Consider the following 23,367-nt stretch of genomic DNA (forward strand, 5'->3'; position numbering starts at 1 on the left):
TGAGCTATAAAGTCAAGGAAAAACATACATATTTTTTCGCTTTTGGGAATGTTTATTTGGACAGAGTAAATTAAGAGAGGTTTTTAATTATTACAAGACTTATATCATCTTTTTGGTAATCATCTTTATTAAGTTCCATGGCACTTTTATAAATTTCTCTTAAATTTTGAGTTTTTTCGAAAAGTTTTGCAAGTCCTTTTGCTGTGAGCATTTTCTCTTGTGAGATTTTCATTTCAGTTATACCATCCGAATAAAATAATACCGTGTTTTTACTTAGATCAAGAATTGTCGGAGTTATTTTTGAGTCTATTAATCCCATACCTATGGGAAATGTACGTGAAACTTTAACTATATTTGCCTTGTTTCCATTAAATACTATTGGATCAGGGTGTCCACAACTTATTATCTTGATTTTATTATCTTCTATTTTGCCAATAATCGTGGTAAAGTAATTTTCATTACATATATTTTTCGATTTTTCCTCTAGAATTAATGGAAAATCATCTATTTCTATATTTACATTGTTTTCAAGTATGGCATCTATCATTATTTTAATTGAAGTTGAAAGTAAGGCTGCACCTAATCCGTGGCCACTTACATCAATTAACATAATCCATGGATGATTGTAATAGATGAAATCTCCACCAATGACATTTGATGGATAGTAAATAAATTTTACAAACTCATTTTCTTTGGGGAGTAGAAAATTTTGAATATCAAAAGCTTTTTTAAGCTCAGCATCTATATTAGTTGCATCCTCAAACATTTCAACTGCTCCAATGATTTCTCCAAATTTATTTTTTAAAGGAAAGGCATAAACATTAACAGGGATTCTTTCTCCTCTTTTTGTTAGAGAATATACAGCAAATGGCACTCTAAAGAACTTTCCACTTCTTATTGACCTTACAAGGGGACAGAGGTCGGTATTACATACAATTATTCCATTTCTATCAATATGTTTTAATACGTTATTTGAACAGGAATAACCAACAACTTCTTCTTGTGAATAGCCAATTAGCTTTTCTGCTGCTTTATTCCAGAATCTAATAATTCTCTTAGTGTCGACAATATAAGATGGAATATTTATATTTTCAAGAAAGTCTATCATGTTATATTTGTTTAAGTTTTCTTTTAGATTCATAGTTTTAAACCTTTCTTTTATAGAGTATTATTTGAATTCTGTCGGAAACATCTTCCGATGTATCTGAAATATCGGCTATTCTATGTACTAATTTTTTTAGTTGTATTTTTTCTGCAAGTGAAATATTAAGGGAAAATAATTTCCTTATAGTTTCTCTTTCTATTTCATCTGTTTCATGTTCAAACTTTTCCGTTTCTACTATCATTTCGCTTGCCTTTTCGAAATCTTTAAACATCTCTTTTGCCGCCTTTTTTAACGCTTGATATGTTTCAAGCGATTTTTCAACTAATATAATAATATTTTCTTTAATTTCCTTTGGGATTATAAGATTTTGTAAGTCTATTTCGTCGGCTACGGATTCGGCCTTATTTGCTATTCTATCTAGAGCTTCTATAGTTCCTAGAAGATCTCCTCTAAAGTTTGGTAAAAAAGCCCCAGAATACATTTCAAGCTCTGCTTTTCTCCTAATTTTATCAGCTTCTGTTTCTTGCTTTCTTACTCCTTCTGAAAGCTGTTTTCTTTTTTCTAAATTTTCTTCTTCTACTACTTTTGCGAGTTTTTTTATAGTTTCTTCAACGGCATCAAGGTGTTTTTCAAAAAGTTCTATTACGATTTGTTCTTTTTTACCAAAAAACAAACTCATATTATTTCCTCCCTTATATCTATTTCACTAAATAGTATATCAAAAAAGTTATCGATCCTGCAATAACTGGGGTGTTTACCCAGGCGCTAACTATTTTTAATATTATTTTCTTATTTGAAAGTCTTGAACCTCTTGCATATCCAGCACCAATAACGGCACCTACTATTGCTTGAGAAGTAGAAATAGGAATACCAAGTAATGCATATATCCAAACTGTAATGGATTCTCCAAACACTGCAATTGCAGAGGAATAGTAATCAAGTTCTATGATCTGTACTCCCACTGTGTACATTACTTTGTAGCTGTAAGTCAAAACACCAAAAGCAATACTTATGCCCCCTAATAGTGCGGCATTTTTAACACCAATTGAATTTGCAAAAACCCCTGTTATATTTGCAACGTTATTTGCGCCAAGAGAATATGAACCATATGCACCTATTATCAAGGTTGCATAGAAAATTACTTTTTCTCTTATGCTAATGGATTTTATTTTGTTAAATGGTTTTGCAAAAATTTTGTATGTAATATAGCTAAAGAAAATACCACCTATTGGAGTTAGAAACCAAGCTAAGAAAAGTTTTAAAAAGATTCTCCATTTTATAGTGCCTTCGATGAAAGATGTCGCAATTATTGATCCTACTATTGCTTGTGAAGATGAAACTGGGACACCTATATATGTCATAGTTGTCATAGTTATAGCAGAAGCTAAAACTGAGATTGATGCAAGTTTTAAATCACTTGCAGAAATACTGCTTATTGTTAGAATTCCTTTTTCGCCGCTAATAATTGCACCTAAAATGATGAAAATAGCTGAAATTATAGTTGCCGTTCTGTACTTTATGATTCTGTTTGAGACTGCTGTTCCAAATATATTGGCTGCATCATTCGCACCAAGAGACCATCCAAAAAATATTGCCGGCAGAAGGTATATAAATATTTGTATCACCTCCTTTTACATGTCTAAAAATCATATCATATTTTTTGTTTTTTTAAAAATAAAGTAAAGAAAGAAAAAGTGGTATAATGATTGTAAATGAAAAAATGTTTCATTAGGAGCTGAAACAATGAAAAAATTTGTATGTATTTTTGTTCTGCTTTCCAGTATATTGTTTGCAAGAACATTCGTGGAAATATTGGATTCAAAGCAACTTGTAATTGCAACAAGGAATATTCCAAGTGAAAACATATATTTTCCGGAAAATAGTGAAAAACCAGAATTTTGTTATGAACTTTCACGTGGGTTTGCAAATTATTTAGGAGTTGATATGAAAGTTTATGTGGTTGAAAATTTTGAAGAATATTTTTCACAAAAAATATTTGAAAAGGTGGATGTAATATCAGATATTTTAACAGTTACTCCCGAAAGGGAGAAATTAATGATAATGGTTCCATTTGTCAGTAATAACGAGATATTTATCTCAAAATTTGATGTTAATGTAAAATCAGTTAAGGATTTTATTGGAAAAAGGATAATAACTTATGAATCTTTTTCTTACTATAAAACACTTATAGATGTTTTTCGAAACAATAACATAAAATATGTAATTAATAGAGTGATATATGAAGACAATAGATTGAGGTATTTGACAAACAATAAGGTTAAAAGTGATGAAGTGGAGATTTTGTTAATTCCAAAAGGTTATCGTTATTCACCTTATTTTGTTTTTGTGATTTTGATTGAAAATTTGGCTGATATTTCTATATTTGATTCTTTATCTTTTGCACAGAAGTACTTTAACGCATTATTTTTAAAAAACAAGCAAAACCATTGTTTTCTGTAAAAGAAGCTTTTCTTGCTTTTGGGGTTTAAAGAAGAAGTTTTGGCAAAGGAATTTAGAAAATATTTAAATTTGATCATGGAATTTGGTGAGTATAACAATTTCTTTAAGAAGTACTATAAGATTTCATATGATAAATACCTAAAAATACTGGAGGATTAAACGTGAAGTTACAGACTAGATTTTTTAGAACGTTTTTGATATATAATTTGGTTGTGGTTGTTTCTTTAAGTATTTTTTTCATTATAATGTTGATTAATAATACAAATTCAGGAGAAAAAGAAAATTTAAATCTTTTGACGAAAAGGTTTACAGGATGTACTGTTCTTAGATTTTTTGAGAATTTTGATGACTTGATTATGCCGCTTTTAGAAACTAATGATGTGAGTTTGTTATTTATAGGTAATAACTTATTTCAGAATTTTGTGTATGAAGAAGTTAGGAATGAAATAAAGAAAATAAAAAGTAAATTTGATTTTTTAGAATCTATTGCTTTAAAGAAAGGTGATAAAGTTTTTTATTTTGAAAAAAAGTTTAATTTAGAAGAAATGTTTGTATCTGGGAAGAATAGCTTGAAAATGATTTATAAAATAAAAAGTAAAAATGTAGAGTTGTTTGCACAGATTAATTTTGTAAAGATATTTGAGGAGTTTTTAGAAAATGAAGGAGCAAAGAATGTGGGATTTTTGAATAAATTACAATGATAAATTTTATTTGTATAATAGTGGAAGGCTTGTGGAAAATCCAAATTTGGCGAATTTCATAACATCGGAAGAATATAAAATCTTTGATTTTTCATTTTTTACTGTTGTTCCAAAAAGTTTATTTTTAAAACCACTATATACTATCATCTTTTTTACAGTTTTTTTGTTGATGATATTTATTGTGATTTCGTATTTTGTATCTAGGTATATAACAAATAGAATTACAGTTTCACTAAGAAAGTTAAGTGAAAATATGAAAAAATTCGAAAAAAAGGAGTTTAAAAATATTAATGTGGATGGTTTTGAGGATGAGATAAAAACGTTTCTTAAAGTGTACAATGATGTTGCAAATGAACTTGAAAGGTATGTAGAAAACACAGAACTTATTATAAAAAATAAAACGAGGGAAATAGAGATAAAGAACGAAAAATTACGCGAACTTTCAATTAAAGATGAACTTACCGGATTGTACAACAGAAGGTTTTTTAATGAAAGTTTTCCAAAGGACTGTAGTTTAGCTTTCAGGGAAAAAATGTATGTAAATTTTGCCATTATCGATTTGGATGATTTTAAGGTTATAAATGATACTTATGGGCATCAAGCAGGTGATGAATGTTTAAGAGTTTTTTCAAAGATGTTTAAAGAAAGTTTCCATAGAGAATCAGACAAATATTTTAGGTATGGAGGAGAAGAGTTTGTAGTTTATTATATATCAAAAGAAAAGACAAATTTTTTTGAAAAATTAGAAAAATTCAGAAAAGAAGTGGAAAGACATATTTTAGAGTATAATGGAGAAAAAATTACTTTTACAATTAGTATAGGGGTAGTGGAAGAAAAACAAGAGACTTCCAGGTATCAAGACATAATTTCTAAGGCAGACAAAAATTTATATATAGCCAAAAATAAAGGAAAAAATATAGTAGTATAATCCCCCATTCTCAAAAGAATGGGGGAAGTTCTTATATCATGCCTTTCGCCTTTTCCAGACCTAGATCGAATGCTTTCATATTTAATTCAATGGCTTTTGGAGGAACACTTACCTTTATTACTTCTTTAATTGTTTCTGGTGAAATAGGGAATCCCGGTGTTTGGGTAAGTGCACCAATAAGAACTACATTTGTTGTGATAATATTTCCCGCTTCTTTAGCCAATTCTTCTGCTTGAAAGCTTATAAATTTCGATTTAAATTTTTTTTCTATAATATTTTTAATTTCTTCGGGTTCAGGATAAGTAGCAAGTCCCATGGAAACTTGAACAGGTTGTATAGGTCTTGAGTTTGTAAAGACAAGTCCCCCTTCTTTAAGATAATTAATGTATCTAAGTGCTTCAACAGGTTCGAAAGAAAGTATTACATCTGCTTTACCTTCGGGAACCATTGCGCCGTATACATTTTCACCAAAGCGCACGTAAGATATGACACTACCAAATCTTTGGCTCATACCGTGAACTTCGCCAACTCTTACTTTATATCCTTCTTTTAGAGCGGCCCAACCTAAAAGATTTGCGGCTGTTAATATTCCTTGACCTCCCACGCCGGTAATAATTATATTATATTCTTTAACCATTATTTCGCCTCCCTTACAAGTTCAAAGGCTCCAAATGGGCATATTTGGGCACAACTTCCACAACCCCAACACATGGTTGGATCAATTTTCGCTTTTTTATTTTCACTATCCCAGAAAATTGCAGGACAACCAAATGTTGTTATACAAACCTTACACCCTGTACATTTTTCTGGATTTACCCTAAACGTTGGTAATTTTTGCTTTTTCTTTTTTGCCTGCCCAACTCTATGTAACGCACAAACTTGTCTTGAGATAACAACACTTACACCTTCTACTTCAAGTGCTTTTTTAATAACTTCTGTTGTTTTCTTTATGTTGTATGGATTTACCACTTCAACAAAATCTGCACCCATTGCTTTGACTACATCTTCAATTGGGATTCTTTTACCTAGGCCGTGTGGTGTATCGCCAGTACCTGGATTTGGTTGGTCTCCCGTCATAGCAGTTATTTCATTGTCTACCACAACTACTAGTATGTTAGATCTATTGTATATTGCGTTTGCAATAGCAGGAAGTCCTGTATGATAAAATGTTGAATCTCCAATAGTTGCAACTACAACTTCTTTTTTATTGTATATATCTTCGTTTGTGGCACCATTTAACGATACGCTCAAACCATGTGCAATGCCAATTGAACCCCCCATTGCAACTGTTGTATCAACAGCGTTTAAAGGAGGTAAAACGCCCAAAGTATAACAACCTATATCACTTGGATATATTGCCTTTTTTCCCGTTGCTTTGTTTATGGCAAAGAACGAGTTTCTATGTGGACACGCTGGACATAGTGAAGGTGGTCTTGGAGGAAGAATACTACTTATTTCTTTATATTTGCTTTCTAATTCCTCAAAGTCAATAGGTGTGTCTATATTCAAGAATCTTGAAATAGCTTTGACTGCACGTTTGGTATCCATTTCGTATATTCTGGGGACAATATTTTTTCCGTAAATTGGCAAATTAAAACCTTTGTCGTATACCCATAACTTTATCTGTTCTTCCACCACAGGTTCAAGTTCTTCAACAATTAAAACTTTTTCCAGTCCTTTTAAGAATCTTTCCACAAGACCAAATGGTACGGGATATGGTGTGGCAAGTTTTAATACTTTTACATCTTTAAGACCTAACCATGATATAGCTTCTTTAACGTATGCATATGCCAATCCCGATGCGATTATTCCCACTTTTCCTTCTCCTTCTATTTTATTGAATGGACAATTGTTGAATTCTTCCCTTATTTTTTCTATATTTTCCAATATTTTTGGATGGAAAGTCTTTGAATGAGCTGGTATATCAACAAATCTTTTTGGATCTTTTTGGAATTTTCCCACACGTCTCTTTTTGTTAACTATTTCATCAGGAAGTTTCCCTAATACTACGTCTCCTCTCATGTGGGAAGATCTGGTTGTAGTTCTAAGAATAACCATATGTTTGAATTTTTCGCTTATTTCAAACCCATATTTTGTGAGATCTTTTGCTTCTTGGACACTGCATGGTTCAAGTACGGGAACATTGGCAAATTTTCCAAATACCCTTGTATCCTGTTCGTTTTGTGATGACCACATACTTGGATCATCTGCAACCATCACAATAAAACCACCTTCAACACCCATACCTACGGCACTCATAAAAGAATCAGCCGCAACGTTTAAACCAACATGTTTCATTGCAGTCATTGAGCGAAGACCACTCCACGCAGCGGAAAGAGCCGTTTCAAAAGCAACTTTTTCATTTGTCGAGTATTCCATATATACACCTACATCTTTTGCAACAGATGCCATTGTATCTGTTAACTCAGAGCTTGGTGTACCAGGATATGCTGCAAAAAGGGCGATCCCCGCTTCAAGAGCTCCTCGTGCAATTGCATGGTTACCTAAAAGAAGAATTTTTTCTCCAGGTTTGTTTAATAAAACCATGTCGGTAACTTTTGCCATTTTCTCACCCCTTCTTAGTTTCTTCAATTAAATTTTCATACATAAATCTTAGTTTTGCAAGTTTCCTGTAAAAATAATATAGCCCATTTTAAGGGATCACAAATGGAATATTTGAATTTTTGATTTTTTTCACAATTGTTAAAGTGTTATCGAAAACTGAAAAGAAGTTAACATATAATTTTAACAAGAAAATCAAATTATTGGGAGTATAATAGAATTTGGTGAGGAGGTGGACTTGTGGATAAGGTATTTGCCATAGTTGTCGTTGCTATTGCATATGGATATATTATTTTTGGAAAAAAGTACAAGGCTCCTATTGTTTTTGGACTTGCTATTTTAGTTGCTGCATTTAGACTTGTAGAAGGTCTTGAACCTAGTGATATAAGCAAAGTTGTTGATTTTAACACTTTGGGTCTTCTTGCAGGGATGACTGTTATTGTTGAATTTTTGAAAAAGACAGGATTTTTTCAATTTTTGGCAATTAGAATTGTAAAGATAGGCGGGAAACGCTTTTTCTTAACAATAGCAGGTTTGATGGTTTTAGTGGCTATTTCGTCTGCTTTTTTAGATAATCTTGTTACTATAATCCTTATTGCCCCTATGATTTTTCTTATTACAGATTCTTTAGGTTTAAATCCTATTCCATTTTTGATGTTAACAATTTTTATAGATAACATAGGTGGTATGTCAACGTTAATTGGAAGTCCCTTGAACCTTGTTCTTGGTTCTGTAAGTGGTTTGGGGTTTAATGACTTTTTAAAAAATATGTGGTTAATTACGATAATATCATTTATTATAACCTTGTTTCTTTTTAAGAAATATACGATTGTTAATAAAGATGTAGAGGAAAAATTGGAAAAGCTCTCAGAGATAGATGAAAGTAGAGCAATAACAAATAAAAAATCTTTAAAATTCACACTAGCAGTGTTTTTTGTCGTATTATCTTTGTTTGGATTACATCAAGTAATTGAAGTAGATTTGTCTTTTGTTGCTCTTTTGGGGGCGATAGTTGTAATGTTGTTTCATAAAAAAGAGTTTAATGATATAAGTAGTGAGATAGATTGGGATACTCTATTCTTTTATGCAGGGTTATATATTTTATCTTATGCGTTAGAAGAAGTGGGAATTACTAGCCTTTTGGCAAATCTATTTTTACCACTTTCAGGCCGTTTGTTTTTCTCTATATTAGCTATTTTTGCATTTACTTCTTTTTCTATTCCATGGCTTAGTGCAGTTCCAGGTACTTTAATTATTGCTCCGGTAATAAAGATTTTGGTAAATGCCGGCTTTTCCAGTACTTTTTGGTGGGTATATGCGGTAAGTGCAAACCTTGCAACTAATTTAACGCCACTTGGTGCGGTACAGAATATAGTTGGAGTAAACTTACTTTCCAAGCAAATTGGTAGGAATTTTAGTTTTGGAGAATACATGAAATGGGCTTTTAAACCATTTCTTGCAACAAGTTTGGCGGGTTTTGTTTTTGTGATTGCAAAACTTTATTTTGGAGGTTAGGTATGAAGTGTAAAGGTTGTGGTGTCGAATTACAGACTGTTGATCCAAAAAAACCCGGATATGTGCCTGAGCATATACTTTTGGAGGAAGAAGAGCCTCTTTGTCAAAGATGTTATAGGATAATCCATTATGGAAAATTAACAGTTCCGGTAGAAGAAGAAATTTTTTTAGATAAGTTGAATAAGGTATTAAAAGATTTTAATAAGGTAATATACGTTGTTGATATAACAGATTTTGAAGGAACATTTAGAAAAGAAATAATGGAAAAACTGAAAAATAAAGAAGTGTATTTTGCTGTTACAAAATTTGATTTGCTTCCTAGTTTTCTTTCCTCAATAGAAGCGCAAGAATGGTTAAAGAAACGGTTAGGTGTTTCATCTGAGTATATTTTTCTGCTGAGTAGTGTAAATAAATTTGGATTGAGAAAAATTGAAAAGTTTTTGAAAAATTTAAAAGAAGATATTCTTATTTTGGGGGTCACCAACGTTGGTAAATCATCTCTTATATCACATTTTACAGATGCTAACCCCACTATCTCACCTTTTCCAGGAACAACATTAGGTATTATGAAAAGAAGGATTTTTGGAATAAACCTTTATGATACCCCAGGAATTTTAACGCATGATAGGATAATAGACTTGCTTTCCCCAGATTGTCAGGCAAAGATTTTAAATACAAAAAGACTCACTAGAAAGACATTTAAAATAGATAGTACACGGGCAGTTTTGGTAAGTGCGTATTGTAAAATTGAGGTAGAATACGATATGGGCAAAAAACCCATTTTTCAGATATTTACTCCGGAAAAGGTAACATTTCATGAAACAAAAAAGGAAAGGGCAGATGAATTGATGAGAAATAGAGCGGGAGATCTCTTAGTTCCTCCGTGTAAAAAAGAAAAATTGGATTTTGAATTTGTTACCCATGAAATTGAAGTAGATGAGGAAAAGGAAGTGGCAATTACGGGATTGGGATTTTTAAATGTAAAAAGGGGACCGTTCTTACTTAAAATTACCGTTCCGAAAGGGATAAGGATAATAAAAAGAAATAGATTATTAAAACCAAGAAGAGGAGGTTAAAGGATGAAGTTAAAACAGCCTGGAATTGTAGCTGGTGTAAGTAACAGACACGTACATTTGTCAAGGGAAGATGTTGAAGTACTTTTTGGAAAAGGCTATACTTTAACACCGATAAAAGATTTAGGACAACCAGGACAATTTGCTTGTCAAGAAACAGTTATCATCGTTGGTCCAAAAGGTGCTATTGAAAAAGTAAGGGTACTTGGTCCTGAAAGAAAGGAAACACAAGTGGAAATCTCCCTTACAGATGCCTTTAAACTTGGTGTAAAACCTCCAGTAAGGGATTCTGGAGATTTGGATAACACTCCGGGAATAGTTATCGTTGGTCCTAAAGGAAGTGTTATAAAAGACAGAGGTGTAATTATTGCAAAAAGGCATATACATATGCACACAAGTAATGCCGAAAAATATGGTGTAAAAGATAAACAAATAGTAAAGGTATTGGTTGAAAAAGAGGGGAGAAGATTGATATTTGACGATGTTCTCATAAGGGTTAGTGAAAAATATGCGCTTGAATTTCACGTGGATACAGATGAGGCAAACGCAGCGCTTTTAAAAACAGGAGATTTGGTATATATAATAGAAGAATAAGATTCTTAAAATGTAAAGTCCCGCTTCTAATTTTGAAGCGGGATTTTTGTAATTATTATAAAATTATAGTTAACAATATAATTTAAAGAGATGGAAATCAGAAAATCTTGATTCTAAAAGAGGAGAAAATATTTAAAAAATTAAATGAAGATGGAATAACAATTGTTATAGTTACACATGTTCCCGAATTTGAAAGCTTAGGCAATTATTATAATGTATATTTGAGGGATGGATTAATACAAGAGGAAGGTTTTTATGATTGTTGGGATGATAAAAGAAGCTTTAAGATTGTTACTTTGCGATAAAACAAGGTCTTTTTTTATCTATGTTGGGTATAATAATAGAAGTTTTGACTGTTATCATAGTATTGTTTTTAGGTAATGGTGCAATTTGCTCGGTAAAAAGCGAAATAGAATCTATAGGTTCAAACATTTTTTACGTAGTTGTAAAAGGTTCTAGATATGCAACATTATCAATGTCTGATTTAAAGAGTTTAAAAATGAATTCACAATTTTTGACTAATATAAATCCAAGTTTTTCTATTGTCGGTAACTTTAAATATGAAGCAAATGAAATATCTGCTCAATATTTATAGTTTTTATAAATATGTTCAATTTAAATAGAAAGGGTAGGATGATAAATGATATAGATAATAAGTGTATTTTAAAGGTAGCTGTAATAGGTAGTTCTATTACAAAACAACTTTTTGGAGAAAAAACTCCAAAACAGCGGGAATAGTAGGTGTTTTTTTGAAGCTATATTGCCAAATTAATCGGGAAATGTATCAATATAAATCCTTTTTTGATTTAAATCAAATAATATTATCGTTTATTGTTTCAGGTGCAATAGGTCTGTTTTTCGGTGTCTATCCAGCTGTGAAGGCTTCCAGACTAAATCCAGTAGATGCCTTAAGATATGAATAAGAAAAAACCCGCTTTTAGGGATAACCTAAAAGCGGGTTAATAGTTTATCGAAAAGCTATTTTATTTAATCTTAACAGGTTTTAATACTGCATAATTTGTTTTTGTAAACGAAGAAAGAATTTCTCTTTGATCTTTACCACTTTCCACTAAAATATCCAAAACATAAGGAGCCATATCATTGGAATCTTTTGGATATCCTCCCAAAGTCCATTGAGAAGGTTCTGGGGTAACAGGTCTAAAGTTATCTGGGCCATATCCATCTTGGCTTCCTACTAAGATATAAGCGTATATGCCTGTTTCAATATTAATGTATTTCTTCAACAGGATAACATTAATAACTTTTTTGCCTGGATTTGCTTCAACTCTTACCGCATCTGATATTTCATTACCATCACTTGTTGCGAAAAATTGTCCATAAGATGGCCATCCTGCAACCTTTATAAAATAATCCCAAGAATGCTGTGGGTCAAATGCAACCCTTGCCCCTTCTTTATAGGTATCTGTTCTTCCTCCTTCCTTGGTATCGAGGTATATATTTATAAGTTGGTGAGAAAAACCTTTTGGTGCACCCCAGGGGTTTGTCATTTCAGCAAACTTTATTTGGAATATAAACGATTTTTCATTTTCTAGAACAACTACTTTTATCATATCAAATAACCCTTTAAATGGTTTGAATGCTTGATCTTTTGGATAGACATAACTTCCAGGTCCATATTCATCTCCCAATGGATCTTCAAATATTTTAATTACATTTCCGGAAATCGCCGCCGGAATAATAACCTTTATTGGACCGTTATTAGGTCCAAAATCTTTATCTTGCCTGTTTTCTGACACAACTACTGCAAGATTAAAATCTTGACCAGATTTTACATTTATCAGATCGTATGGTATTTCAATTTCAACGATATCATCAATAACTCCTGAAATATTTCCAGTTGTAAGTATCCATTTATCACTACCATTTGCCTTATAGAAACTTACTTTTGGTCTTTTGTTCCATGTTTTTAGGTTTACCACAAATCTATGAGATAGAGGAAAGCCCAAAAAAGTAATGTTTTCGTTTGAGTAATAGGTTTTGGCGTTAAATGTTTTTGCCGTAGGGCTTTCAACGTAAACTTCTACTTTTATATCTTTTCCCAATAGACTTTTTGCACTGTTATTAAGTTCTACACCTACATAGATACCAGAATCTCCACGTGCGACAAAAACGTTGTTGAGTAAATTACCATCCAAAGTATCTTCAAAAACAGCTATGTCATTTTCTTTTATTCCATCAATTTTGTATTCAACCTTCTTAATTACGCCTTTGTCTGGATTTACAGGTCTTTTGTTTACTATATAAAGATAACTTGGTGGAACTTTCCCTGCTTTTTTGTACATTTCAATCAATAATTTTTTAAATTGCATATCGAAAAGGTATTCATTGTTACCTGCATCCTGGTCTGTTCCGTACCACCAGAACCAATCACTACCCTCCGCTGCCATTAAAAGATGTTTGGAAATGTCATCCAGGCCTTTTTCCAGAAGAACTTTCCTTGCATCTTTCAACCTTTTCCATGCTTGATTTTCTTCGGTTTCACCTATCCAAGTATCCAATGAACCAGATACCCAAGAGCCTTTTGCAATTTTATCAAGAGTATTTTTTACACCAAATTTTTCAATGTATTCTGAGAGGGTTACAAGGTTTATCAAAGGATCTTCTGATAGTTTTTTGTAAAGTAGTTTTCTAAAATCATTTCCGTTATTTGGATAATGTTCCCATGCATTTTCGCCATCTAATGCTATGGTAATTACAAGGTTGCCGTCTTTGTTTAACTTTTGGTACTGATGTAGTGTTTCTATAAAATCTTTTACGGCACTTTCTGCATGCATTTGAGAATATTTAAAGCCAATTCTATCTGATAGGTCTGTATCTCTGAAAAATACGACTACATCTCCTTTGGAAGTCTTTACCTTGTAAGGTCTTAAGAAATTTTCCACTTTTCCAATATCAATTCCAGATTTTTGTAAAATTTGTTTATCTGTTACAATCCACTTTATGTTATTTTCCGCTATGATTTCCAGTACTTCTTGAGATACAGCTTGTTCAGAAGGCCACATTCCAACAGGTCTTTTTCCAAAGATTTTTTCAAAATAGGATAAACCTTCCTTTATTTGTATAACTGCATCATCTTTCCAACCCATGTCAACTAATATTGGTAATATGGGGTGGTAAAATGGAGTGGTAATTAGTTCTACTTTGTCATTATCCCAAAGCGTTTTGTATTTTTCAACAATTTCACTTAAAAGCTTTTTATGATAATCAAGTACGTATATTAAATCTTCTTTTGTGTAGTGTTTTTTGCTGGTCAAAGATTTTAATCTTTCATCTTGATTTATATATTCAATATTTATCCAATAGAGATTCCAACAGACCTTTAAGTCTAGTAAATCTTGATCTGTGAATTCTTCTCCTGAAACCTTCTTTTCCATCAACTCTTTATACCTTTCATGTGCGTTGACAAATTGTGGATTAATATCAAAAAAGTGATTTATAAGAAATTGTTTTTCTTGTTTTGTGAGATTTTCGTTTAAAGATAATCTTTGGTATTCATCTAATTGCCCTTTCAGATAATCTTCTATTTGTAAAAGCAAACTTGGAACAAGATTAAAAGTGACTTTTCCTGTTTTTAGATATTTTACTAAATCTGCCATGTAAGGATAATCATTTACTCCATGAGTTCTAACCCATGGCATCATAAATTGTTCTTCTCCAGGAATTTTGTACAATGGTTGATGATGATGCCAAATTATAGCTACATTCAAAGGTTTGGCTTTAGTGCTTTCTTCTTTTAAACCTATTGTTAGTTTTCCATTAACTTTGAATACTTGGAAAAAGCCGTTTTTTCCGCCAAATCCATCATCTACAAATGCCAGAGCATTAGGATCGGTTACCCAATCTTTTCCATTAACGACAAATTTATATTGATAATCCCCTTCCTCAAGTTCTAAAACCGCTTCCCATATGCCATCATCAATTTCATAACATTCTGTGTCTTCTGCATTCCAATTGTTAAAATTACCTGCAATTGTAACGTAATCTGCTCCTTTATACTCAAACCTTATCACCACATAACCTTCTTCATCAATAAACATTTTACCCTTATCAAATTTTTCATTTTTTTCATAACTACTTTCACTTTTTTTCGTTTCACTCTTCAGTATTATTAACTCTCCATCTTTTTTTGCCAAAGTAAAAATACCATTTTTTCCACCAAATCCATCGTCAACATAACCAGGAGCTTCTGGATCTTCTTTCCAATTTGTCCCTTCTATTACATATTTGTACTGATATGTACCTGGCTCTAGTTTCAAAGAAATTTTCCATACATTTCCCTCTTTTTCCATTGCTAAAGAGTTTGGTGACCAGTTGTTAAAAGTTCCTGCAAGATAAACAACCTTTGCATCCAATGCTTTTTTAAATGTGAAAATAACTTCACCGTTTTCAACAAATACAGAAGAAAAACTAAAAATTGAAAAAATGAGTAAAATAAAAACAACTTTTTTCATAAACTTTCCTCCTTTTGGAAATAATTCCAATATAATTATACAAAAATACCAACGAGAAAAAAATGAGATGGAAAATTTCCATTTCATTTTTTTTTCTCTATTTCGTTTAAATCCTTTTTTCTTTTTTTCTCTACAATAATCATAGAAACCGAAAGTAGCAGGGAAATTGTGGCAAAACCTACAACTATGGAAGTAATAATAACGGCTTGTGGGAATGGATCTACATAACTTCCTTGTCCTTTTATAGGAGGAGCAGTTCCAAGTTTTGATGAAATTACGACAAAGAGAAATACAATCCCTGTATTCAAGACATCAAGGGCAATTATTTTAGAAATAATGTGTTTTTTAAATAAAAGCCCGTAAATGGATAAGATGATAATAATAAATGGTGCAATGAAATCTACCATATATACCCTCCAAACAGAGTGGAAAAAGCAATAGAAAATACCATAAATGTTAAAATTGTTTCTGTAGTGTACGAAAATTCAAAATATATCTTTAAAAAATAACCAATTACCAATCCTAAAAAGATAATTGCCGATGATGTTAGATTAATATATGGATAGGTGAGCAAAAGGGAAAAAATAAGTAATAACACATGTTTTCTTGTCGCTTTTAGTTTGACATTAAGTACTTTACCAGCGTATACAGCACTTAAGAAACTAATAAAATATTTCAAGGTTCCAGACAATATTTTTGATTTTAGGTATCCCAAAGATGTAAAAGAAAAGCCAGAAATAGATAAAAATGATATTAACATTGCAAAAAACAAAAATATATCCATTTCCCTTTTTTTTGATAGGTCTCTACTGGTATATTTTGTACTCAAAAACAAGATACTTTTTGCAATTCCATGGTAAAGTACATATACAGAAGTAAAAGCAGGATTTAAAATCATTATCCCCAATTGAGACATAGAGCTGTATGCGAGTACTTTTTTTAGATCTTTTGAAACAATTGCAAAAAATACTCCATAAAAAAATGCAAAAATTCCGAAAATATACAATTTTCCCATACCAATTCTAAGTAACGGCAACAAAACAGATTGTGTATAAATACTTGATAACATGGCAGAGATTTCAGGTTCTGATTTGGAATGTACTTCTGGAAGCCATAATCCAAATAAGAAAAAACCTCCTTTTGCAAGTAAAGAAAATCTCATTAAATTTCCTGAAAGACCTGATACATTTACTATATCAAAAGTTCCTTTCTGATAATAATGAATTCCTACACCTATTAAGTAAAGACTCATGGCAAGCGAACTTGCAAAAATATACTTTATCACAGTCAATTTATATTCAAATTTTTCATTTGAAAGGATTAATAAAGAGATGAGTAGTGTAGAAGTTTCAAGAAGCACATATATATTAAACAAATCATTCGAGATAAAAAGAAGGTTTAAAGCACTGTGCAAAAGTGAGAAAAAAAGATAAATATTGTCATTTTTGCTTTTAAACAAAAAGTAAGATACTAAAAGGCTGCAGATAATATTAGTAAGGACAAAATAAAATGAATTAGAATCAAAGATTATATGTACCCCACCATAACCAGAAAGAAAAATATCAAATCGATCGAATAATAAAAAAAAGGAGGAAACAGGTACCAAAAATGGTAAAACTTTTGATTTTTTAAAAAGATAAAAGATAAAAGATAGGATAATTTGAGAAATTGAAAAAATTACGAAGAAAATTACCCGTCAACCTCCTTAAAAATTGTGTAGTTTGGCAAACCATTTTTAAATTCAGGGAACAATTCACCTTCTATTAAGGGTTTTGCATATTTAAAGTATTTCTCTGTAACTTCAAAATCTTTGTGAAACTCCTCTGGAAGATATTTTGTTTTATCTGCAACTTTATTCAGTTCGATAGTGCTGTATTCTATTTTGTAAGGATTATCGCTAATTCTGTTTATGGTAACCATTACACCAGATATACCGTCAAGTGCTAATTTTACAGCTTGTCTTCCCACACCTTCAGCTTCTTCTATATCCGTTCTACTTGCAATATGTCTTCCACTTCTTTGTAAATAATCTGGGATTGCAACGTGTGTTTTTAAGGACAGCTCAGATCTAATCATACCTGCAATGGTAAAGCCCACACCACCTAGTTGTCTATTTCCAAAACTATCGGTATATCCCATATCTGCTACAAAGAAACCATCTGGATATCTAATTCCTTCTGATACGGCTATGGAGCAATACCCTTTTTTTCTTATTGTTTCATCTACCTTATCCAAAAACTTTTCCTTGTTGAAAGGTACTTCAGGGAACAAAATTATATCTGCTCCTATTCCATTTAACCAACCTAAACCTGCAGCTGCCACAAGCCATCCGGCATGTCTTCCCATTATTTCCATGACAAAAACCCTTGTGGAATCTACATACATACTCCTCAAATCTAATGTTGCTTCCATAATAGCAATTGCGACATATTTTGCTGCAGAACCATATCCCGGACAATGATCGGTATATGGTAAATCATTATCTATTGTTTTTGGTACACCAATAACTTTTAGGGGTGTATTTCTTTTTTTTGCTTCGGTATATAATTTCCAAGCGGTATCCATAGAATCGTTACCGCCATTATAAAAGAAATATTCTATTTCATATTTTTCAAAAATTTCAAAAAGCTTATTAATATCTTCTTGACTTTTTAATTTTCTTCTACATGAACCGAAAGCAGCAGAAGGTGTGTATTTTAACCCGTCGATGCTTTTTCCGTTAATTTTTAAAAGATTTTCTTTTAATACCCCAGAAATACCGTGAATTCCCACATAAACTTCTAAACCTGCCTTTTGTGCCTCATCAAGAATACCATAAGCAGATGCGTTAATTACACTTGTAACACCACCAGATTGTGCGTATAGAACTTTCATATCATACCCCCTTAACTTTGCTAAAACAATTATAACATACAAAAAAGTTCCAGCTTGCGCTGGAACTAGAATGCTATCTCTAAAATTTTCTTTATATCTTCTCTTTCCAATTTTTTCAATCTTCCCATAGGAGCCATTTTAGAAGCAATATCGGTAAGTTTTTCTATGTCATTTTTTTCAAATCCAAGTTCTCTCAAATTTACAGGTGCACCTATTTTTTTGTACCATTCTTTTAGGGCATTAATACCATCTTCTATACCAAATACCTCTACACCAAATTTGGCTAATTTGTCGGAAATTAAATCTTTCACGTAAGTAAGCCAGGCTGGGAAGACAACGGCAAGTCCTGCACCATGTGCAACGTCTGGATTAAGGGCACTTAATGCATGCTCTATTGCATGAGAGGACCAATCTCCTCCACTATGTCCCAACCCTGAAATACCGTTTAGTGCTAAAGTTGTTGAAAGTGCAAAGTTAGCCCTTGCTTCATAATCATGAGGATCTTTAAGCAATTTTTCAGTTGTTTCAACAAGTGTTTTCACTATACTTTCATCTATCCTATCTGCTAATTGTGTATTTGAAGTTCCATCAAAGTAATATTCCATTACATGGCTGATCGCATCCACAGCACCGTTTACTGTTTGGTTGGCAGGGAGTGTAAATTGAATTTCTGGGTCAACGATGGAGATCTTTGGATATACATGTATTGAGCTGAAAGAATATTTTTCCAATGTATCTTCGTTGGTAACGACACTATTTCCGTTCATTTCAGTTCCCGTTGCAGAAAGTGTTAAGATGGTGTAAAGAGGAATAGCTTCTTTTACCTTTATTTTTCCAATGTAAAAATCCCAAACGTTACCTTCGTACTTTGTTCCTGCTGCTACAGCCTTTGCACTATCTATAACACTTCCTCCACCTACTGCTAAAATGGCGTCTACTTTTTCTTTCCTTGCTATTTCTATTGCTTCTTTTACCTTTGACAAGACGGGGTTAGGTCTTACTCCCCATACTTCCACCTTTTCTATGGAATGTTCAAATAACGATCTTACAACTTTTTCATAAACCCCATTTTTCTTTATGGAACCGCCACCTGCGAGTAATAAAACTTTTTTGATTTTATCCTTTTTTAAGTATTCTCCTATCTTTTCTACTGTGTTTCTTCCAAATACCAATTTTGTAGGGTTGTAAAAGACAAAATTATTCATGAATTCACCTCCTTATATCATCTTTCATACCTATCTCATTTAATATGATAAAGTCTTTGTCTCTCCAATTTCTTTTTACTTTTACGTGTAGATCTAAAAATACTTTTCCACCAACTAGATATTCTATTTCTTGTCTGGCATTTTGTCCTATTTTTTTTATCATGGTTCCTTTGTTACCGATTATTATACCTTTCTGACTGTTTCTATCTACGTAAATATTTGCTCTGATGTATAGAATACCATTATCCCGTTCTTTGATCTCTTCCACAATAACTGCAACAGAATGTGGTATTTCCTCGTACGTAAAATGGAATATTTTTTCCCTTACAATTTCTGAGACCATGAAAGAAAGAGGTCTATCCGTTACCATATCTTCGGGATAGTATTGAGGACCTTCCGGTAGATTCTCGATAATTAAATCAAGCAGTTCTTTTGTACCTTCATTTCTAGTTGCTGAAGTTTTTACAATTGAAATGCAATTTGTTAATTTTTCTTCCATTATCTTTTGGAGAGTTTCTACTTTTTCTGTACCTACAAGATCAATTTTATTTATAACTCCAATGGTTTTTGTATTTGATTGGTTTACATAATCAAATACAAAAGCTTCAGGTTTTCCTATTCCTTCTTTTGCATCAATAACTGTGAGTATAAGATCTACGCCTTTTAATGCGCTCACTGCAGCCTTAACCATATATTCTCCTAGTCTATATAGTGGTTTATGGATACCAGGAGTATCTACAAATATCACTTGAAAATCATTTGTTGTGTGAATAACGTTTATTCTGTTTCTAGTAGTTTGTGGTTTGTCAGAAACGATGAGTACTTTCCTACCAACAATTGCATTAACGAGCGAGGATTTTCCCACATTAGGCTTTCCAGCAAGCGCAACAAACCCTGTTTTCATGTTAAACCTCCTCAAATCTCAACTTTAATGGATATTTATATACCAAATCTTTCTTAATCTTTTCCCAGATTTTATTTACTTCTTCTTCTTTTAACGTTCTATCTTTTGCCCTAAAAACACAGTAAATTGTTATACTCTTGTATCCTTTTTCTATACCCTTTCCTTTATAGATATCTGAAATTCCCACTTCTTCAACGTATTGGTATTTAAACAAGCTATTGATTACATCTCCTAGCAAGAAATTGTCTGGAACTAAAATGGAAACATCTCTTCTTACAGATGGGAATTGTGCACTTTCTTTATACTCTGGTATTTCAACGAAATTTTCGTAAACAAAGTCAGTTGATAACTCAAATGCATAAACTTCATCCTTTACGTCGAAGTATTTGTCCATAAAATCAGGATCGAACATACCTATGATTCCCACTTCCTCATTGTTTACAATTATTTTCGCAAGTCTGGTGGGTACAAAACCTTCTAAGTTATGTGGAATAAAACTTGCAGAGATGTTGAATTCATTAAGTACATTTTCCACCATCCCTTTAAATGTGTAGAAATCAATTTTTCTAGGATCTGTATAGTCATTCTTGTTAAGTTTTCCCGTTGCAACCGCTGCTACTTTCTCCACATCAAAAGGCTTTCCATCTTTTTCCATAAATACTTTTCCAACTTCAAATAACTTTATATCTCTAATTTGTCTTTTGTAGTTGTAGGCAAGGGATTCAAGAAGACCATTGAGTAAAGAAGGTCTCATGACACTTAACTCTTCGTTAATGGGATTTGATATTTTTACTTTTTGCCCGTTTATACTCCACTTTCTGGATACAAAGGACAAATTCATTGCTTCCAAAAAACCTTCATTTTTCAAAGCATCTTTCAACATATATCTGAGTTTTTGTTCTTTACTTCTCGAGTTACTGTTAGTTGTTATTTTAAATGGTTCACCGTTTATATTTTCCATACCATATATTCTTGAAATTTCCTCTACCAAATCGATGGATCTTGTAATGTCAAAATATCTAAAGGTTGGAACCTTTACTTTATTCTCATTTACCTCAAATCCAAGACGATTTAATATTTTGATTTGTCTTTCTTTTGGTATTTCAATACCAATGATTTTTTTCGTCATTGAGAAGTCAAAGTCAATTATTGTACTTTCGATTTTTTTATTAACAACATCTTTAATTTCAGATGGTATTCCACCTGCAAGTTCTAAAACAAGTTCTGTTAACCTGTTTATCACACGCAAAGAATCATTTGGGTCCATGCCTCTTTCAAATCTATACGAAGAATCGGTAATGATGCCGTGGTATTTTGAAGCTTTTCTTATTCTAACGGGATCAAACATTGCAACTTCTAGTAAGATTTCAGTAGTGTCTTCTTTAACTCCAGATTCTTCTCCCCCCATAATACCTCCAAGAGCGAGGATTTTTTCACCGTCAGTTATTAGTACTTCATTTCCCATTAGTTTATAAGTCTTACCATCTAAGAGTAAAATTTCTTCGCCACCCTTTGCGTCTTTTACCACTATTTTTGGGGTGTTTCTAAGGTCAAACGCATGAACTGGATGACCCATTTCTAGCATAACGTAATTGGTAATATCAACTATGTTGTTTATGGGTCTAATACCAGATGCTATAAGTCTTTTTTGTAGCCACATGGGACTTTCTTTTATCTTTACCCCTTTTATAATCCGGGAGGTATATCTGTAACATCCATCACTTTCTATACGGATTTCAATGTTATGCTCATCTTTTGAATTTATTTCTTTTTCTTTGAGGTTCAAATCTACATCGTAAATAGCAGAAACTTCTCTTGCAATTCCCAAAACACTTAAACAATCTGATCTGTTAGGTGTTATTTCTATATCAAGTACTTTGTCTCTGAGTTTAAAGTATTCAATTACATCTGTTCCCACGGGAACGTCATCTTTAAATTTGTACACGCCACTTGATTTTTCTTCAAGACCAAGTTCTTGAAGTGAACACAACATTCCTTCTGAAAGAATACCTCTCATTTTTCTTGGTTTAATTATTAATTTGCCAAGTCTTGTGTTTTCAAGGGCAAGTGGAACCAAATCATCTTTTGAAACAGAAAGATCACCTGTAACAATTGTTCTTACTTCATTTCCAATATCAACTTTACATACAATTAATCTATCCGCATTTGGATGCTTTTCTATTTCTAAAACCTTTCCAACTACGATTTTCCCATCAACGTCAAATGGATTTATTATTTCCTCAACATTTGTACCAGTTAAACTTAGTTTTTCGGCTACTTCCTCTGCTGTTTTATCTATATTTACGAAATCTTTTAACCATTCAAAGGATAACTTCAAAACACTCCACCTCCATGTTTATTCTTTCTCTTTTTTGAAATTAATGACAAAACCTATGACTACTAAAGTGAGAAAAATAACTATAAATATAGATGAATACAAAATTGTTGATAAAAATTTTTCTCCTGAAATAAATTTCATAGTAACAGCTGCTAAAGTACCAGCTCCAATTAATATGGAAAGTACACCTATTACCTCTGAACTTTTTTTATAAGTTAAAATCCCGCCAATTATACCGAGAACAATTCCTACACCTAAATTTATATATAAAGAATCAAAATTAAAAGAAATGCTTAGAGATTTAATTATAACATCTGAAATATAATATCCTAATATTCCTATTATTCCAAAACCAAAGATAAAAGTAATAGATTTGTAAAAGGCATATAAAACTGCAGCGGAAACTATCCCAACTATTATCATTGCAACTTGATAGTAATTGGAAATAAAATCATTAAATTGCTGGAATTTTTCCACTAGGACGGGGAAAATCATATTTATACCAGCTAAAAATCCAAGAATTGCTATTGCTATTTTTTCTACAAATTTTGCCGCAAATAGCAAAAACAATCCTGCAATTAAGGAATAATACCAATAATTAAGTAAAGGCTTAAGATAAAATTCTAAATTTTCCAC

General features: G+C 32.0%; 23 protein-coding genes. 10 read left to right on the top strand and 13 right to left on the bottom strand.

The window, feature by feature from the left end; genetic code table 11:
* Positions 1–70 precede the first annotated feature (70 nt).
* The 3 genes from TMEL_RS09920 to TMEL_RS04135 are packed head-to-tail and all read right to left on the bottom strand — an operon-like array spanning position 71 to position 2,715.
* Positions 71–1,141: a SpoIIE family protein phosphatase gene (locus TMEL_RS09920; RefSeq protein ID WP_012057010.1), complete on the bottom strand. Its 1,071-nt coding sequence runs from the start codon at positions 1,139–1,141 to the stop codon at positions 71–73.
* 4 nt (positions 1,142–1,145) lie between these two features.
* A complete protein-coding gene (locus TMEL_RS04130; protein WP_012057011.1) occupies positions 1,146–1,784 on the bottom strand; it encodes a TIGR00153 family protein in 639 nt (212 codons plus the stop codon).
* Positions 1,785–1,803: 19 nt separating this feature from the next.
* Positions 1,804–2,715: an inorganic phosphate transporter gene (locus TMEL_RS04135; protein ID WP_077277079.1), complete on the bottom strand. Its 912-nt coding sequence runs from the start codon at positions 2,713–2,715 to the stop codon at positions 1,804–1,806.
* A 133-nt stretch (positions 2,716–2,848) separates the two neighbouring features.
* Between TMEL_RS04135 and TMEL_RS04140 the strand changes: the two genes are divergently transcribed.
* Genes TMEL_RS04140 through TMEL_RS10055 form a run of 4 tightly spaced genes read left to right on the top strand, consistent with a single transcriptional unit; the run spans position 2,849 to position 5,194 of the window.
* A complete protein-coding gene (locus tag TMEL_RS04140) occupies positions 2,849–3,565 on the top strand; it encodes a transglycosylase SLT domain-containing protein (RefSeq protein WP_012057013.1) in 717 nt (238 codons plus the stop codon).
* 18 nt (positions 3,566–3,583) lie between these two features.
* A complete protein-coding gene (locus TMEL_RS10270) occupies positions 3,584–3,724 on the top strand; it encodes a hypothetical protein (protein ID WP_155760983.1) in 141 nt (46 codons plus the stop codon).
* Positions 3,725–3,726: 2 nt separating this feature from the next.
* On the top strand, positions 3,727–4,266 hold the full coding sequence (locus tag TMEL_RS04145; RefSeq protein WP_012057015.1) for a hypothetical protein: 540 nt from the start codon (positions 3,727–3,729) through the stop codon (positions 4,264–4,266).
* Positions 4,267–4,297: 31 nt separating this feature from the next.
* The gene (locus TMEL_RS10055; RefSeq protein ID WP_143611007.1) at positions 4,298–5,194 is read left to right on the top strand and encodes a GGDEF domain-containing protein; all 897 of its coding nucleotides are present in this window, start codon (positions 4,298–4,300) and stop codon (positions 5,192–5,194) included.
* A gap of 31 nt (positions 5,195–5,225) precedes the next feature.
* Here the strand turns inward: TMEL_RS10055 and TMEL_RS04155 are convergent, their stop codons facing one another.
* Together TMEL_RS04155 and iorA are read right to left on the bottom strand one after the other, a co-directional pair.
* Entirely contained in the window at positions 5,226–5,831 is a 606-nt protein-coding gene (locus TMEL_RS04155) for an indolepyruvate oxidoreductase subunit beta (RefSeq protein WP_012057017.1), read from the bottom strand.
* Positions 5,831–7,759: an indolepyruvate ferredoxin oxidoreductase subunit alpha gene (gene iorA, locus TMEL_RS04160; protein ID WP_012057018.1), complete on the bottom strand. Its 1,929-nt coding sequence runs from the start codon at positions 7,757–7,759 to the stop codon at positions 5,831–5,833. The genes TMEL_RS04155 and iorA overlap by 1 nt, the downstream gene beginning before the upstream one ends.
* Before the next feature lie 237 nt (positions 7,760–7,996).
* On the opposite strand from iorA, the gene TMEL_RS04165 reads away from it, so the two are divergent.
* From TMEL_RS04165 to TMEL_RS10275, 6 genes are all read left to right on the top strand, one after another.
* Positions 7,997–9,271 carry an ArsB/NhaD family transporter gene (locus tag TMEL_RS04165; RefSeq protein WP_012057019.1) on the top strand — a complete coding sequence of 425 codons (1,275 nt, stop codon included), beginning with the start codon at positions 7,997–7,999 and terminating at the stop codon, positions 9,269–9,271.
* 2 nt (positions 9,272–9,273) lie between these two features.
* Positions 9,274–10,347 carry a ribosome biogenesis GTPase YqeH gene (yqeH, locus tag TMEL_RS04170; protein ID WP_012057020.1) on the top strand — a complete coding sequence of 358 codons (1,074 nt, stop codon included), beginning with the start codon at positions 9,274–9,276 and terminating at the stop codon, positions 10,345–10,347.
* 3 nt (positions 10,348–10,350) lie between these two features.
* A complete protein-coding gene (gene pduL / locus TMEL_RS04175; RefSeq protein WP_012057021.1) occupies positions 10,351–10,938 on the top strand; it encodes a phosphate propanoyltransferase in 588 nt (195 codons plus the stop codon).
* 107 nt (positions 10,939–11,045) lie between these two features.
* Entirely contained in the window at positions 11,046–11,243 is a 198-nt protein-coding gene (locus TMEL_RS04180) for a hypothetical protein (protein ID WP_012057022.1), read from the top strand.
* Between the two features lie 20 nt (positions 11,244–11,263).
* On the top strand, positions 11,264–11,533 hold the full coding sequence (locus TMEL_RS04185; protein WP_012057023.1) for an ABC transporter permease: 270 nt from the start codon (positions 11,264–11,266) through the stop codon (positions 11,531–11,533).
* Positions 11,534–11,717: 184 nt separating this feature from the next.
* Complete coding sequence (locus TMEL_RS10275; protein ID WP_155760984.1) at positions 11,718–11,861, top strand: ABC transporter permease; 144 nt, start codon at positions 11,718–11,720, stop codon at positions 11,859–11,861.
* Between the two features lie 60 nt (positions 11,862–11,921).
* Here TMEL_RS10275 and TMEL_RS04190 read toward each other — a convergent pair whose 3' ends face one another.
* From TMEL_RS04190 to TMEL_RS04225, 8 genes are all read right to left on the bottom strand, one after another.
* Positions 11,922–15,410, bottom strand: a complete 3,489-nt coding sequence (locus tag TMEL_RS04190; protein WP_012057025.1) for a glucodextranase DOMON-like domain-containing protein — start codon at positions 15,408–15,410, stop codon at positions 11,922–11,924.
* 83 nt (positions 15,411–15,493) lie between these two features.
* Complete coding sequence (locus TMEL_RS04195) at positions 15,494–15,817, bottom strand: Na+/H+ antiporter subunit C (RefSeq protein WP_012057026.1); 324 nt, start codon at positions 15,815–15,817, stop codon at positions 15,494–15,496.
* Positions 15,811–16,824: a proton-conducting transporter transmembrane domain-containing protein gene (locus TMEL_RS04200; RefSeq protein WP_238375231.1), complete on the bottom strand. Its 1,014-nt coding sequence runs from the start codon at positions 16,822–16,824 to the stop codon at positions 15,811–15,813. The genes TMEL_RS04195 and TMEL_RS04200 overlap by 7 nt, the downstream gene beginning before the upstream one ends.
* Before the next feature lie 275 nt (positions 16,825–17,099).
* Positions 17,100–18,284, bottom strand: coding sequence for a 6-phosphofructokinase (locus tag TMEL_RS04205; protein ID WP_012057028.1), 1,185 nt, complete (start codon positions 18,282–18,284; stop codon positions 17,100–17,102).
* 65 nt (positions 18,285–18,349) lie between these two features.
* Positions 18,350–19,489 carry an iron-containing alcohol dehydrogenase gene (locus TMEL_RS04210; RefSeq protein WP_012057029.1) on the bottom strand — a complete coding sequence of 380 codons (1,140 nt, stop codon included), beginning with the start codon at positions 19,487–19,489 and terminating at the stop codon, positions 18,350–18,352.
* A 4-nt stretch (positions 19,490–19,493) separates the two neighbouring features.
* Complete coding sequence (gene era, locus TMEL_RS04215) at positions 19,494–20,393, bottom strand: GTPase Era (protein ID WP_012057030.1); 900 nt, start codon at positions 20,391–20,393, stop codon at positions 19,494–19,496.
* A 1-nt stretch (position 20,394) separates the two neighbouring features.
* Positions 20,395–22,731 carry a phenylalanine--tRNA ligase subunit beta gene (pheT, locus tag TMEL_RS04220; RefSeq protein ID WP_012057031.1) on the bottom strand — a complete coding sequence of 779 codons (2,337 nt, stop codon included), beginning with the start codon at positions 22,729–22,731 and terminating at the stop codon, positions 20,395–20,397.
* 18 nt (positions 22,732–22,749) lie between these two features.
* Complete coding sequence (locus TMEL_RS04225) at positions 22,750–23,367, bottom strand: hypothetical protein (protein ID WP_012057032.1); 618 nt, start codon at positions 23,365–23,367, stop codon at positions 22,750–22,752.

It is taken from the genome of Thermosipho melanesiensis BI429, from assembly GCF_000016905.1.
GTDB lineage: Bacteria > Thermotogota > Thermotogae > Thermotogales > Fervidobacteriaceae > Thermosipho > Thermosipho melanesiensis.